We start from the raw sequence: 14,269 nt of genomic DNA on the forward strand, positions 1-14,269 counted from the left end.
AGAGGGCTCAGTCAGGGTGACCAATACGGTAGCAGATGCAAGGCAGGCATGATGGCGTTTTTTCGCTTCTTTGCGCTGCCCTCATGACCTCCAGCTTCATGCGCACGGCCCTGGTACTGGGCCTGCTGACCGCCATTGGGCCCTTCGCCATCGACATGTACCTGCCCGCCTTGCCAGCCATCGGGCAAAGCCTGCACGCGGACACGGGCGAGGTGCAGTGGAGCCTGATGGCCTTCTTCCTGTCGCTGGGCTTGTGCCAACTGATCTACGGGCCTTGGTCGGACATGGTCGGGCGCAAGACGCCGCTGTACGTGGGGCTGGTGCTGTTCGCGGTGACCAGCGTGGCCTGCGGCCTGGCACAAGACATCCACACTTTGACGGTGTGGCGCTTCATCCAGGGCATCGGCGCCTGTGCCACCATGGCCATCCCGCGCGCCATCGTGCGCGACCTGCACACGGGCGCCGATGCCGCCCGGTTGATGTCACTGCTCATGCTGGTGTTCAGTGTGTCACCCGTGCTGGCGCCCTTGGCGGGCAGCATCGCCATCGAACTGGCCAGCTGGCGCGCCGTGTTCTGGGCAGTCACGGTGGCGGCTGTGCTGGGCCTGGTGCTCACGGCCACCATGCTCCCGGAAACCCGCCCAGCGGCCGACCGCATCGGCAGCAACCTGGCCAGCGCCTGGGCGGGCTACGTCACCTTGATGAAAGACCGGCACTTTCTGGGGCTGACCTTCATTGGTGGCTTTGGCATGGCCAGCTTTTTTGTCTACCTGGCCAACTCATCGTTCGTGCTGATCCAGGGTTATGGGCTGACGCCGACGGTGTACAGCTTCTTCTTTTCGATCAATGCCGTGGCCTTCATCGGCACGGCGCAGCTCACCGGCTGGCTCACCAAGCGGTTTGGTTTGCAGGGCGTCGTCAAGGTGGCGGCCATGGGCTATGTGCTGCCCTTGATCGCGCTGGTGGTGGTATTCGCGATGGGCGTGCAGCGGCTGGACGTGCTGGCCATCCTGCTGTTCATCGGCTATGGCTTCCTGGGCCTGATCATCCCCACCACCTCGGTACTGGCGCTGGACAACCATGGTGAGATCGCGGGCACCGCGTCGGCCTTGCTGGGCACATTGCAAATGGTGACCGCTGCGGTGGTGGTGGCGCTCATGGGGCTGTTCATGGATGGCTCGGCGCTGGCCATGGTGTCGGGCATCGCGGCCTGCGCACTGATCACCTGGGCCTTGACCTTCATGACCCTGCGCTCGCAGGGGCGCACTGAACCTGAACGGTCTACCTGAACACACTCAACGCCTCAACCAGGCGTGCCGCCTGCTCTTTCAGGCCTTCAGATGCAGCAGCACTCTGCTCCACCAACGCCGCATTCTGCTGGGTGATCTGGTCCAGGTGGCTCACCGCCTGGCCCACCTGGGTGATGCCGCTGCTCTGTTCACGGGTCGCTGAGCTGATCTCCGCGATCAGGTCGGACACGCGCTGAACCTGGGTCACCACCTCGTCCATGGTCCTGCCCGCGTCGTCCACTTGCTTGGAGCCCGACTCCACTTTCTCGACGCTGGCGTTGATCAGGTTTTTGATCTCCTTGGCGGCTTCCGCGCTGCGCTGAGCCAGGCTGCGCACCTCGCCCGCCACCACCGCAAAACCACGCCCTTGCTCGCCCGCCCGCGCGGCCTCCACCGCCGCGTTCAAGGCCAGGATGTTGGTCTGGAAGGCGATGCCGTCGATGACCCCGATGATGTCGGCAATCTTTTTGGAGCTGTGGGTGATCTCGTTCATGGTGTGCACCACGTCAGACACAGCCTTGCCGCCTTTGCCCGCCGCCACGCTGGCGGTGCCGGACAACTCATTGGCCTGCGTGGCCGTGTCGGCACTGCTCTTCACCGTGGCCGTCATCTGCGTCATGGTCGATGCCGTTTGCTGAACGCTGGAGGCGGCAGCCTCGGTGCGTGAAGCCAGGTCATTGTTGCCTTGTGCGATTTCGTTGATGGCCGTCTGCACATTGACCACCTGCTCGCTGACATCGTCGATCAACCAGCGGAACATCAAACCCAGTTGGCTGATGGTGCGCAAAGTCATGCCGACCTCATCGACACGGTTCATGTGGACAGCGTTCTGCGTTTCGCCCGAGGCCACACGCAAGGCCTGCTGGCACATCTGCTCCACCGGCGTGGAGACCTGCGCCTGCAGCCACCAGGCCGCCAGCAAGGACAACACCGTCATGACACCGGCGAAACCCGCCACGGCCAGCCCGCCCAAGCCCAAAGCCCAAGCGCCGATCACGCTGGCAGGCAGCATGGCCAACAAGGGCAAGCGAATGCGCCAGCGAACCGGCATGGTCTGCAACAGCGAGGTCCAGCCCATCAGGCCGGTGCGCACCACCAGCCCCTTGTGGAACTGGCGCCCCTCGGTCTGGCCATCCTGGAATTTTTTATACAGAGTTTGCGCTGCGTCAATTTCTTCGCGAGAAGCCTTGGTGCGCACCGACATGTAGCCCGTGGGTCGACCCTGGCGGACCACAGGCATGGCGCTGGCGCGCACCCAATAGTGATCGCCAGTTTTGCGGCGATTTTTCACGATTCCCGTCCACGGCTCGCCTGCTTTGAGCGTGGCCCACATGTCGGCGAACGCCTCCTTGGGCATGTCAGGGTGTCGGACCACATTGTGGGCTTGCCCCTGCAGCTCTTCGCGGCTGTAGCCGCTGATCGCCACGAACGCCGCGTTGGCGTAGGTGATGTGGCTTTGCGTGTCTGTCGTCGACATCAAAGTCGCATCAGCGGGGAAATCAAACTCTTGTTGGGTGACAGGCTGGTTGTTGCGCATAGGGTCGGGACAGTGATCGAGAAGAGAAAGCCCTCTGTTATCGGCAGAAAAACCGCCGACTTCACCTCGCCATTTCGGTCAGATTCGGGTGTTCAGCCGCCCGCGCGCTTGACCGTCCAGCCCTGCTTCTGCAGAAAAACCATGACCGTGTCGACGTGGTCGCCCTGCACTTCCACCACGCCATCCTTGACCGTGCCACCACAGCCGCAGGCTGCTTTGAGCTGCTTGCCCAACTGGTGGAGCGCCACCTCGTCCAGCGGCACGCCCTTGACCAGGGTCACGCCTTTGCCCTTTCGGCCTTTGGTTTCGCGCGACACGCGCACGATGCCATCGGACGGCGGCAGGTTCGCCTTTTTGCCGCACACGCATTGCGCCACGGCCTGGCGGCACTCGGGGCAGGTGCGGCCCAGTTCGGTGGAGTAAACCAGCCCACCGCTGGATTTTTGAGATTTCATGGCCTTGAGGCAAGGGGCTGTCACAAGGTTGACACGATACAGCGATACCGTCCACGCCATGAGCCCGACCGATGATGACCTGATCCGCCGAATCCACCGCGACCTGCAAGACAGCTACGACGAAGAGTTGGAACTTGAACTGGACGACGGCGATGACGCCGAGAAGGAAACCCGCAAGCAGTACTTCAACGAACTGTTCCGCCTGCAGGGCGAGCTCGTCAAGCTGCAGGACTGGGTCGTCAGCTCCGGCCACAAGGTCGTGATCCTGTTCGAAGGCCGTGATGCCGCAGGCAAAGGTGGCGTGATCAAGCGCATCACGCAACGCCTGAACCCGCGCGTGGCCCGCGTGGCCGCCCTGCCCGCGCCCAATGACCGCGAACGCACACAGTGGTACTTCCAGCGCTACGCCTCGCACTTGCCCGCTGCGGGCGAGATGGTGCTGTTCGACCGCAGCTGGTACAACCGCGCCGGTGTCGAACGCGTGATGGGCTTTTGCACCGACGACCAGTACGAAGAGTTTTTCCGCTCAGCACCCGAGTTCGAACGCATGCTGGTGCGCTCGGGCATCCAGCTGATCAAATACTGGTTCTCGATCTCGGACGAAGAGCAGCAACTGCGCTTCATGGGCCGCATCCACGACCCGCTCAAGCAATGGAAGCTCAGCCCGATGGACCTGGAGTCGCGCCGCCGCTGGGAGGACTACACCCGGGCCAAGGAAGTCATGCTGGAGCGCACCCACATCGCCGAGGCGCCGTGGTGGGTGGTGCAGGCCGACGACAAGAAGAAGGCCCGCCTGAACTGCATCCACCATCTACTGCAGCAGATGCCGTACCGTGAAATCGAGCGCCCCGCCATCGTGCTGCCACCGCGTGAACGCCACCAGGACTACGCCCGCCAGCCGGTGCCGCCCGACATCGTCGTGCCTGAAATCTACTGAAGCCGCCCAGGCTTGACCCTCGGGGCAGACAGGCGCAAAGTGATGGGTGTCTTGGCAATGAGGACCCATCATGAAAACCTTCATGCTTGAACCGCGCATGCTGACCATGGGCGGTGTGTTCTATCCCACGGGCTATGTCTTCGCCATGTTCCCCAACCTGGAGGATGCCGACAAGGTCGGTGAAGCCTTGCAGGGGGCAGGCTTTCACAGCGACGACATCATGCTGCTGAAGCCCGAAGCCATCCTGGACCAGGTCAGCCCCACCGCACCTGCCGTCGCTGGCCCCATGCCTTCGGTCGGCAGTGAAGCGGCCACCGTGCGCCAGTACACCCAGCTGGCGCGCCAGGGGCATTGCGCGCTGTTGGTTCACGCGGCGTCTGAACGCAGCACCCAGCGCCTGATGGAGGTCGTGCACACGGTGCCCTTTTCAATGGCCGAGAAGTACCACTTCCTGGCCATGGAGCGGCTGCACTGAGGCAGGCACCGGCGGGCGGTGCAGGTCAGCCCGCTGATAAGGATGCTGCCGCTGAGACAGCGCCAAGGCCACCTTGATGACCGTTTGGTGCGTGTTGAAAGGCAGGCTGACAAAAGGCATGGCCGCCAACCAGGCGGCAGCAGTCAGCCATGCCCACCTTGGGATGCGCAGATGGGCCGGGGCCCTGAACCCCATGGCGCAGGCGCTGGCCAGGCATCCCAACCCAAAGCCCAACACCGATTCAGACACGGAGTGCGCGTGGGTCGTGACGCGCGACACCGCGATCAATGCGGCCAGGCCCAAGCCCATGGCCGCGCCCCACCAGGCGGTCGAGGCCTGGCGCCGCCGGGCAAAGGCGTGCCCCAGCACCGGGTAGACGGCGGCTGACACCATGGCGTGCCCCGAAAACCCCGTGAAATCCAGCGCGGCGATGCCCCAGCCCCAACCCATGAAAGCGATCTTGGAGGCCGAGGTCACCACGATGGCCAGGCCCAAGGCCAACGCCCAGGAGCGCACCACGCGGTGGGCATCAAACGCCATGAACACCAGCACCAAGGCCATGGCGATGGGCAAGACGATGGGCGACTCGCCCAGGCGTGAAATCCAGATCCAGAAGGTATAGCTGCTCAACATGTGCACCATTGCCGCGTGAATGGATGTGAGCACCGTGGGCAGCTTTGGTTCCCATCCCCGCGTGATAAAGTGCTCGGGTCATTGGGGAGTAGCCGCCCTGTTTCCCTCAGGGGCATGCGTCAACACACTTGGTCTTTCGGCCATGGCGCTTGCAGCTTCATGCCTGGCAAGACCTTTGACCACATCGCCTCCGCTCGGGCCGGGGATGCGTGTGGTCATCGGTATTCGTTTTGCCGGCCCTGGAGAACCTCATGCAAGCTTTCCTCGTGTCCGCCGGTGTCGTGGCCCTGGCCGAAATCGGTGACAAAACCCAACTCCTGTCATTGCTGCTGGCCGCCAAGTTCAAGCGGCCGGTGCCCATCATCCTGGGCATCTTTGTGGCCACCCTGCTGAACCATGGCATGGCCGGCCTGGTGGGCGGCTGGGTGTCCGAGCACATCGGCCCTGATGTGCTGCGTTGGGTACTGGGCGTGTCCTTCCTGGCCATGGCGGTCTGGACATTGATCCCCGACAAGCTGGACGACGGTGAATCCACCTCACTGCAGCGATTTGGCGTGTTTGGCACCACCGTGCTGGCCTTCTTCCTGGCCGAGATGGGCGACAAGACCCAAGTGGCCACGGTGGCCCTGGCGGCCCGCTACAACGACTTGATCTCGGTGGTCATCGGCACCACCATCGGCATGATGCTGGCCAATGTGCCCGCCGTGCTGCTGGGCGACATCGTGGTCAAGAAGGTGTCAATGCGGCTGGTGCATGGCATCGCCGCCTTGATGTTCGCGGTCTTGGGCTTACTGGCCTTGCTGGACGTGGGCAGCTTCTTCTGAGCCCACGCAGGTGATGCTGCGGCACCACTCGATGTCGCGCAGTGGCGTGCGCACTTCGGCCTGATCGATGCGCAGGTCAAACGGCGCCTGCAAACCCACCAGGTTGAAATCGGCACGGTTCAGGACATCGGCCTGCAGCTTGGTGTGAACCGGCACCGACAAGTGCATGGTGGTGCGCACCGGCACCTTGATGGGATCGCTCACCTGGCCGGTCACCCTCACATTCAAGGCCAACGGCAGTTGCACCTTGATCGGCACCGTCAGGTGCACCGGCACCTTGAAGGTGACCGGCACCATGACGTTCATGGCGGGCAGCCACGACACCACCGGGATCTTCATCTCCACCTCGGTCGACACGGGGATGTCCTGGTCAAAACTGACGCTGGTGTCCACCGGCACGGTGGTGTTGATGACGGCCTGGGCGCTCAGCTTGTTCAACAACTGCACGCTGACCAACTGATCGATGGGCACGGCCACCTTGGACTGGGTGTCCAGCCGCAGGAACAAAGGCGTGTGCACCTCAGCCCGCGCGGGCATGCCCGTGGGCAGGCGCAAGGTGACCGTTTGATCGCGCAGGGCCACGACCGACTGCCAATGCTCGCGAACGTGCCAGGCTGCAGCGGCCAGCAGGGCCACCCAGATCAGCGCAGCGCTGGTCATCACCAAAGCCACATCGCGCCGACGCACCGGTCGGTGCCAGCCGCGCCGCGCAGGCAACGCCGTCGTCGTCAAGGTTGGCGCTCCGGCCGACGCTCAAGCTGCACGGCCTCCAGCGGCAGCTTGATGTCCATGTGGGTCAGGCCAGCCTTCACGTTCTGGCTCGGGAAGCTCAAAGTGGCGTTCACCGGCGCGGTCACGGGCAGGCTGAAGGACTCGCGGATGGGCACCACCGTGTCCATCACCGTGTCGATGCGGGCACTCAGGGGCTCGGCCAGGCGGATCAGCGCGGGCGTGTTCAGGGACACCGGCACTTGTTTGCGCACGGGGATCACCAGGCTGATCGGCACGTCGGCCTTGAGCGGCACTTTGCCCTGGATCGGCAAGGTGACGGCAAACCCCAGGATGCGCGTCTTGACCTTGGTGTCCAGATCAATCACCTGATCCACGTGCAAGGTGTGCTCGATGGGCACGTCGAAGTTGATCGGGACCGAGGTTTCCACGCTGACGGTGAGCGGAATGGCATCGGTGATCGGGATGCTGAGCGTTTCGCGAACGGGCACCTTCAAGCGCAGGCTCTGGTCAATGCGCACCTCGATCTTGTTGCTGACCGAGGCCCGCACCGCCAACTCGGACGGCATGCTGATGCTGGCGACCTGATCGCGCAACACCAGGTGGGCGGCCAGGTTTTGCCAAGCCCAGTGGGCCCCGAAACCGGCCACGGCCGTCATCACGAGCAGCAAAACCAGGGTGCTCAGGAGCAGCGTGCGCCAAGTGAGGGGTGAGGACGGAGGCTCGTGCATATGCACCCCACTCTACCGCACACCCGCGTGGTCAGATGCTCACATGAACCACATGAGGTCTGGGCAAGCACCGGATCTGCACGGTGGCACGCAGCGCGCCCGCCGCCAGAACGACCTGGTAATCCGACGAAAACCCGCCTTCGGCGACGAGGGCTTTGATCGTCCACGGCCCCACGCTCAGGCGTGACAACAGTCGCGTGGCCCCGTCCCGGGCTGGCGAGACGATGGCTCGGCCCTCGGCCGCCTGGATCAACAGCGCCTCGATGTCCTGGGGCGCAGGCTTGCGGTGCGAAACCAGGCGGTGGTGAGCGCCCGGGGCATGGCCGCCCAGGTCCAGCGCCTTGGCGGCCACACTGGCGGTTGCATGGGTGTCTTGCGGATTGCTCATCATTGCACCTTGAATTTGAACTTGCCATCCTTGCCCGCGCTGACCTTGATCCTGCTAATGGCCTGGCCCTCGGCCATGCGCGCCAGCACGCTGTCGGCGATCTCGGGCAGCAAGGTGCCATTCAGGATGTGGTCGACCGCGCGGGCACCCGTGTCCACCTCGGTGCAGCGGGCCAGCACTGCCTCCATCAAGGCTTCGTCGTAATCCAGCACGGCCTGGTGATTGGCGGCCACGCGCTGCGCGATGCGGTCCAGCTTGAGCCGGATCACGTTGAGCAGCACGTCATCGCTCAAGGGGTAGTAAGGAACCACCTTGGTGCGGCCAATGAATGCCGGCTTGAAAGCCTTGTACAGGGTGGGCCGCAGCGCCTCGGCCAGGGCCTCGGCATCGGGCAACTCGTCTGACGCCTTCATCACCGTGCCACCAGCCGCTTCGTCGTGCTTGAAGCAGGCCTGCATGATGCCCTGCGAGCCCACGTTGGAGGTCAGGATGATGACCGTGTTGCGGAAGTCGATCTCACGCCCCTCGGCATCGTCCATCAGGCCCTTGTCAAACACCTGGAAGAACATTTCCAGCACATCGGGGTGCGCCTTCTCCAACTCGTCCAGCAGTACGACGCTGTAGGGCTTGCGGCGCACGGCTTCGGTCAGCACGCCGCCCTCGCCGTAACCCACGTAGCCCGGGGGCGAGCCCTTCAGGCCGCTGACGCTGTGCGCCTCCTGGTACTCGCTCATGTTGATGGTGATGAGGTTGCGCTCACCGCCATACAGGATGTCGGCCAGGGCCAGCGCGGTTTCGGTCTTGCCCACGCCGCTGGGGCCCACGAACAGGAACACGCCCTTGGGCTTGTTGGGATCTTCCAGGCCGGCACGGGCGGTGCGCACGCGCTGGGCGATGGCGGCCAGGGCGTGGTCTTGGCCAATCACTCGCTCTTGCAAGGTGGTGTGCAACAAGCGCACGGTCTTGATCTCGTCCTTGACCATCTTGCCCAGCGGGATGCCGGTCCAGGCCGCCACGATCTCGGCGACCACGTGGCCATCAACCTGCATGGGCACCAGTGGCGCCTCGCCTTGCAAGGCGGCCAGTTCAGCCTGCTTGAGCGACAAGAGTTCGTGTTCAGGGCTGGCGTGGGTGATGGCAGCTTTCTTGCGCCCCTTGGTGGCCGCTTTGGCGCTGTCGTCCTGAGCCAATTCGACAGCGTCGGGTTCGATGTGGCTGGCGCGGGTTTCCAGCTTGGCACGCAGATCTCGGATGTCGTTGACCAGTTGCTGCTCGAAGGTCCAACGCGCTTCGTCGGCGGCCAGCACGGCCTGGGTGGCCACGCGCTCTGCCTGCAACTCGTCCAGGCGGGCACCATGGTGGCTGGCGCCGCTGGCCACCTCGCGCTTCAAGGCACCGGATTCGGCGTCCAGGCGCTCCAGGCGTTTGCGGGCGTCTTCGATGCGGGCTGGCGTGGCGCTTTGACCGAGCGCCACCTTGGCACAGGCCGTGTCCAGCACGCTGATGGCCTTGTCGGGCAACTGGCGACCACTGATGTAGCGGGCGGACAGGCGCACCGCCTCCAGGATGGCCTCGTCGAACAAGCGCACGCCAAAATGCTTCTCCATCAAGGGTGCCATGCCACGCAGCATGGCGCAGGCCAGCTCTTCGCTGGGCTCTTCCACCTTGACGACCTGAAAGCGCCGGGCCAGGGCCGCGTCCTTTTCAAAGTACTTTTTGTACTCGCCCCAGGTCGTGGCGGCGATGGTGCGCAGCTCGCCCCGGGCCAGCGCAGGCTTGAGCAGGTTGGCCGCGTCGTTCTGGCCGGCTTGCCCCCCCGCGCCAATCATGGTGTGGGCCTCGTCGATGAACAGGATGATGGGATGGGGGCTCTTCTTGACCTCGTCGATCACATTCTTGAGGCGGTTCTCGAACTCGCCTTTCACCGAAGCACCGGCTTGCAGCAGGCCCATGTCCAGCACGTGGATGGCCACGCCTTGCAGTGATGTGGGCACGTCGCCCAGCGCCACTCGCAGCGCCAGTCCCTCCACCACAGCCGTCTTGCCCACACCCGCCTCGCCGGTCAGGATGGGGTTGTTCTGCCGACGGCGCATCAGGATGTCGATGGCTTGGCGGATCTCGGCATCGCGGCCAATCACCGGATCAACCTTGCCGTCCAGCGCGCGTTGCGTGAGGTTGGTCGTGAACTGGTCCAGTGCCGGGGTCTTGCCGGCCAGGGTGTCGCCCGCTTGAGCATCATCGCCCTCGGTGGGCGCGCGGTCCGCATGCATGGCTCTCGCGGCCTCTTGTGAACCCTGAGTCACCTCGGCCAGTTTGTGCTTGAGCTCATCGAGCTTGAACTGGGCAAACAGCTTGGACCCACGGTAGGCCAACTGGCTGAGCGAGGGCTCGGTGAGCAAAGCCAGCAGCAGGTGACCACTGCGGATGCCCAAGGCCTGCGATTCCAGCGAGGCGATCAACCAACCGTGTTCGAGCAGCACGGGCAAGTGGTTGGAGAACACGGGCGTGCGGCTGTTGCCGGTTTTGAAACCGCCCAACTCGGATTCCAGGTCGCGCTGCAATTCAGTGGTCGAAACACCAAAGCGGCGGCACAGCACCACCAGATCGCTTTGGGGCTGCTCCAGCAGGGCCAGGAACAGGTGCTCCAGGTCCACCTCGTAGTGACCCCGCCCCATGCACAGGCTGGCGGCCCGCTCGGCCGCGCGGCGGGTGGTGTCATTGAGTTTGGAGATCAGGGTCTTGAGGTTCTGGCTCATGGTGATGACAGCGCTCGGTGAATGTTATTTTGATGACGTGAAGTCAGGCCGCCGCGTGGATGTCGTAACGCACATCGGCGCGGTCTTCGTTGGCGGGCCGTGTTTGCAGGAAGGTGTCCCAGCCCAGGCGCGCTTCGGTGGGGGCGCGATGGGAGTCCAGCGAACTGCCCCGGACCTCGTCCTGGCGCAGGCGCAGATTGACCTCGAATTCCAGGCTCACCCCGTTCAACAGGGTCAGCAACTCGCGCAAGGCCAAGGCACCCGGCGCACCGGGCAGGAAGCGCCTGAACCGAACATGGTCCAGCGGGCCCAGCACGATGCGCATGCGCAGGTCGCGCTGCCACACCCGCTCGCCCAGCATGGCCGACTGGCCCAAGCCGCCATTGCCAGATCGACCCAGGCAGTGGCGCCCGGCTTCGGGCAAGGTGTACCAACGGCCCACGAACTGTTCCAGCGCCACCGGCACGTCCAGGTAGCCTTGCAGCACCTGCTGCAGTTGGCGCGCCGACAGGGTGCGCTGCTGCAGGGTGCCCGAGTAAAAAGCCAGCGCCTCGTCGGCCACGCCCGTTCGCTCAGCGTCCAGGCGACCGCGCAACGACTTCTGTCCGATACCCGCCAAGGCCAGCGCCATGGGCAGAAAGCGCTGGCGCCGATCGCCTTCGTACTGGATGTGCAGGCGGTGCTTCTTCCAGGCCTGGTAGAACAGCATCACCGCGCGGTGGCTGAACACGTCCATGAAGGCGCGCGCGGCATGGTCCTTCTGATACAGCTCGCGCTGGGCCAGGGACTCGGTGTAGAACAGCGGCAAGGTGCCGGTGACGCCCAGCAGGCCCATGAAGGCGGGCGTCAGGTCGATGCGTTCGACATCTGCAGGACCTTCGGGATGCTCGGCCACGCTGACATCGGCGTGCCGGTGCACCAGCAGCGATTCGATCTCGCTGGCAGGAAAGGCCAGCGAGATCGAATTGCGGAAGTTCAGCTTGGCCAAACCTTCGGGCGTGACCAGCCAGCGCTCCAGCAGGCGCACCGCCTGGAAGAAGCCAAACCGCTGCGGTTCGCGCAGCAGTTGCTCGATCACACCAGCGGTTTGTCGCCGTTGCGGGGCGGGCATGTCAGCACCTCTTCCTGTGTGCGCGCCGACACGATGGTCAACTGCGTGAAACTGTTGACGTGAACGTACAGGCCAAAGAAATGGTCCATCACCGAAGCCAGCAGGCCCAGGCCGGTGCCCACGAAGCTGTCTTCGTCCACGGTCAGGCGCACCTGGGTGCCGCGCACGAAGGTCGCGAAAGGCTCACCCGGCAACCAGGCTGTGGTCGGGCGAAACTCGACTGCGACCAAGCCGTCCACCTGCCGACGGTTGGAAGCGCTGCGCGGCAGGTCGTAAAGGCGCAGCATTTCCTTCAGGGCATCGATGCCACCTGAGGACAAGGACAAATGGTTCAAGGACAGGTGCGAGATCAGGCGCCACAAAGTGCCACGTCCGCGTTCAAAGCGTTGGCTCGCCGTGGGCTTGCGCAACATCCTGATCTCGCGGGCCAGGCTGCCGCCCTCCAGGGTCAGGTCACCACCCGGCGCACCAAAGGCCAACAAGCTGGGCAGATCGCGGTTGGTCGCCGTGACAGTCAGGGACAAGGTTTCGGTCTGCGGCAGCGCGGGCTCGAAATCCACGTCGACGATGGAGATCTCGGTTTCGTAACCCGGGCTTTGCTCGGCCAGGTCGTCATCCCGCCGGGCATGCCAATAGCGACCCGGGGCCCGGCCATCGCCTTGCAGCTTGGATCGTTGCCTGCGCAAGGCCGCCAGATTGGGCGCCGAGGCACTGAGGTCGGCATCGTCAAACGGCAGCAGATCGTCGTGCTTCAATGAAAAGAAGGGCCGAAACTCATCAACCGACTCGCCATGCGGCGTTTGCAGCACGCGGTAGACCCGGTCGATGGAATAGACCTCATGGCCAAATGCGCGGCGGCTGTCGGGCAAGACCGGGTAGCTCGACGCGGTGTGGGTGATGCGGATCGGATCGGCCGGCTGGCTGAACAGGTTGACCACGGGCGTGCAACCCAGCACGAAACTGCGCGCCTGGATGGTTTCCAGCAAGCGCGACTCGTCCGAATCGGTGCGGATGCCCGACATGAGGAGGTGCAGGGTCAATGCCCGCAAACTGCGCGACTCACCATCGCCACCGTCTGCGGGTGCATGGCGCAAGTTGCGAGGCACGGGCACCGTCAGGTCGATGAAGTTGAACTTGTCGGGGAAGGCGAAGTACTCGGTCAACAGGCGGTAGGCCGCGTGCGATCGGGCATCGAAATCAATCAGCGCTTCATCGTCGGCAAAGCCCGCCAACTGGGGCATGGCTTTGTCGATTCCGATGGACGCGGCCGACAGCCAAGGCTGGTGCGGCGCCACCTGGGTCATCACGCCCACCACCTTCTGGCACAGCGCCTCACGCAAGACGCTGACCTGCGAAGATTCGCCATCCAGGTACACGCGCAAAGGCTGGTCGGCCAGGACACCCCATGAGGCCTGGGGTGACAACAGCTCCAGGGTGATGGACAGCACCGACGTCGCGCCGGTGGGCAGGCGCGTGCCTTCGGGCGCCAACACTGAATTGCGGAACGCAGCGTTGGCAATGCGCACCGGCCGCAGCGTGACCGATTGGGTTGTGCGGAACTTGCAGGCCACGCCCTTGACAGGGCGAGAATTGAGCATCGTGCCGCGAGCCACCTCGGCGGCCTTGCTCATCTGGCCCGCAGCAGCCCCCAGATCGAACTGGGCGATTGAGCATGCGGGAAAAGGCCGAAGGTAGTGCGGGTACAGCACCTCCAGCATGGACTCGGTGAACAGCGGAAAATCGTCGTCCAGTCGCTTGTGAACGCGCGCCGCCAACAAGGCGAAGGACTCGATCATCCGCTCGACATGAGGGTCCTGAGACACATCATTGGCCAGTTGCAAGCGTCCCGCGATCTTGGGATAGCGCTCGGCAAAGCTCATCGACGATTGCCGCAGCAAGGCCAGCTCGCGTTCGTAGTGAGGCAGCAGATTTTCCATGGCTAAGCGTTGCGTCCGCGAGAAACTTGATAGCGTTGACTGACCGGCTGCAAGACGGCGTCGAAGCTGACGATCTCATTGGCTTCATGGGCAATCAACAAGGCCTGAATGGCAAAGTGCAAACGCTGTCCGGGCCCAGCCGTGCTGTTCACTTGCACCACCGGGTTTTGCAGGCGCGGCTCATGCACCAGCAAGGCTGAGCGGATGTCTTCGCAGATCAAGGCGCGGTCACCCTGGTTGGCCAGCGACAGCGAAACAAAATCCTTCAACCCAAAAGACAGCAAGGACTGCTGGCAATTCGTGAAACCGCCCAACATGCCTTCGGGCAGGCCACAACGCGAGTTCAACAGCGATTCGACATCGCGCGCCACGCTGTCCTTGAGTTGATCGATCGATGTGTGCCCCCGTTCGTCACGGTGGTCATCGGTCAATTTCTCCAGCAGATTCAGTCCAAACAAAGTCATCAT

General features: G+C 63.9%; 14 protein-coding genes and 1 riboswitch. Of the genes, 4 read left to right on the plus strand and 10 right to left on the minus strand.

What is annotated here, in order from left to right:
• The first annotated feature begins 83 nt into the window (after positions 1 to 83).
• Complete coding sequence (locus Q7V20_RS23695) at positions 84 to 1,289, plus strand: multidrug effflux MFS transporter (RefSeq protein WP_304796623.1); 1,206 nt, start codon at positions 84 to 86, stop codon at positions 1,287 to 1,289.
• On the opposite strand, the gene Q7V20_RS23700 is transcribed toward Q7V20_RS23695, so the two are convergent.
• Entirely contained in the window at positions 1,282 to 2,826 is a 1,545-nt protein-coding gene (locus Q7V20_RS23700) for a methyl-accepting chemotaxis protein (RefSeq protein ID WP_304796626.1), read from the minus strand. The two genes, Q7V20_RS23695 and Q7V20_RS23700, sit on opposite strands and share 8 nt — an antisense overlap.
• Before the next feature lie 92 nt (positions 2,827 to 2,918).
• Positions 2,919 to 3,281, minus strand: coding sequence for a translation initiation factor Sui1 (locus tag Q7V20_RS23705; protein ID WP_304796629.1), 363 nt, complete (start codon positions 3,279 to 3,281; stop codon positions 2,919 to 2,921).
• A gap of 58 nt (positions 3,282 to 3,339) precedes the next feature.
• Here Q7V20_RS23705 and ppk2 point away from each other — a divergent pair, with 58 nt between their 5' ends.
• Both ppk2 and Q7V20_RS23715 read left to right on the plus strand, forming a co-directional pair.
• Positions 3,340 to 4,218, plus strand: a complete 879-nt coding sequence (gene ppk2 / locus Q7V20_RS23710) for a polyphosphate kinase 2 (protein ID WP_304796632.1) — start codon at positions 3,340 to 3,342, stop codon at positions 4,216 to 4,218.
• A 70-nt stretch (positions 4,219 to 4,288) separates the two neighbouring features.
• Positions 4,289 to 4,693, plus strand: a complete 405-nt coding sequence (locus tag Q7V20_RS23715) for a hypothetical protein (protein WP_304796635.1) — start codon at positions 4,289 to 4,291, stop codon at positions 4,691 to 4,693.
• Here the strand turns inward: Q7V20_RS23715 and Q7V20_RS23720 are convergent.
• Positions 4,646 to 5,326: a phosphatase PAP2 family protein gene (locus Q7V20_RS23720; RefSeq protein ID WP_304796637.1), complete on the minus strand. Its 681-nt coding sequence runs from the start codon at positions 5,324 to 5,326 to the stop codon at positions 4,646 to 4,648. The two genes, Q7V20_RS23715 and Q7V20_RS23720, sit on opposite strands and share 48 nt — an antisense overlap.
• Positions 5,327 to 5,397: 71 nt before the next feature.
• Positions 5,398 to 5,576: riboswitch (yybP-ykoY riboswitch) on the plus strand.
• A 1-nt stretch (position 5,577) separates the two neighbouring features.
• Here Q7V20_RS23720 and Q7V20_RS23725 point away from each other — a divergent pair.
• Positions 5,578 to 6,150 carry a TMEM165/GDT1 family protein gene (locus Q7V20_RS23725; protein ID WP_304796640.1) on the plus strand — a complete coding sequence of 191 codons (573 nt, stop codon included), beginning with the start codon at positions 5,578 to 5,580 and terminating at the stop codon, positions 6,148 to 6,150.
• Here the strand turns inward: Q7V20_RS23725 and Q7V20_RS23730 are convergent.
• The 7 genes from Q7V20_RS23730 to tssE are packed head-to-tail and all read right to left on the minus strand — an operon-like array spanning position 6,115 to position 14,269.
• A complete protein-coding gene (locus tag Q7V20_RS23730) occupies positions 6,115 to 6,882 on the minus strand; it encodes a hypothetical protein (RefSeq protein WP_304796643.1) in 768 nt (255 codons plus the stop codon). The two genes, Q7V20_RS23725 and Q7V20_RS23730, sit on opposite strands and share 36 nt — an antisense overlap.
• A complete protein-coding gene (locus tag Q7V20_RS23735) occupies positions 6,879 to 7,610 on the minus strand; it encodes a hypothetical protein (protein ID WP_304796645.1) in 732 nt (243 codons plus the stop codon). The genes Q7V20_RS23730 and Q7V20_RS23735 overlap by 4 nt, the downstream gene beginning before the upstream one ends.
• A gap of 31 nt (positions 7,611 to 7,641) precedes the next feature.
• The gene (locus tag Q7V20_RS23740) at positions 7,642 to 7,998 is read right to left on the minus strand and encodes a hypothetical protein (protein WP_304796648.1); all 357 of its coding nucleotides are present in this window, start codon (positions 7,996 to 7,998) and stop codon (positions 7,642 to 7,644) included.
• Positions 7,998 to 10,754 carry a type VI secretion system ATPase TssH gene (tssH, locus tag Q7V20_RS23745; RefSeq protein WP_304796650.1) on the minus strand — a complete coding sequence of 919 codons (2,757 nt, stop codon included), beginning with the start codon at positions 10,752 to 10,754 and terminating at the stop codon, positions 7,998 to 8,000. The genes Q7V20_RS23740 and tssH overlap by 1 nt, the downstream gene beginning before the upstream one ends.
• 43 nt (positions 10,755 to 10,797) lie before the next feature.
• On the minus strand, positions 10,798 to 11,865 hold the full coding sequence (gene tssG, locus Q7V20_RS23750; protein ID WP_304796653.1) for a type VI secretion system baseplate subunit TssG: 1,068 nt from the start codon (positions 11,863 to 11,865) through the stop codon (positions 10,798 to 10,800).
• A complete protein-coding gene (gene tssF / locus Q7V20_RS23755) occupies positions 11,829 to 13,802 on the minus strand; it encodes a type VI secretion system baseplate subunit TssF (protein ID WP_304796655.1) in 1,974 nt (657 codons plus the stop codon). Before tssF ends, tssG begins: the two co-directional genes overlap by 37 nt.
• 2 nt (positions 13,803 to 13,804) lie before the next feature.
• On the minus strand, positions 13,805 to 14,269 hold the full coding sequence (tssE, locus tag Q7V20_RS23760; RefSeq protein ID WP_304796658.1) for a type VI secretion system baseplate subunit TssE: 465 nt from the start codon (positions 14,267 to 14,269) through the stop codon (positions 13,805 to 13,807).

It is taken from the genome of Aquabacterium sp. (assembly GCF_030652515.1).
Lineage (GTDB): Bacteria > Pseudomonadota > Gammaproteobacteria > Burkholderiales > Burkholderiaceae_C > Aquabacterium.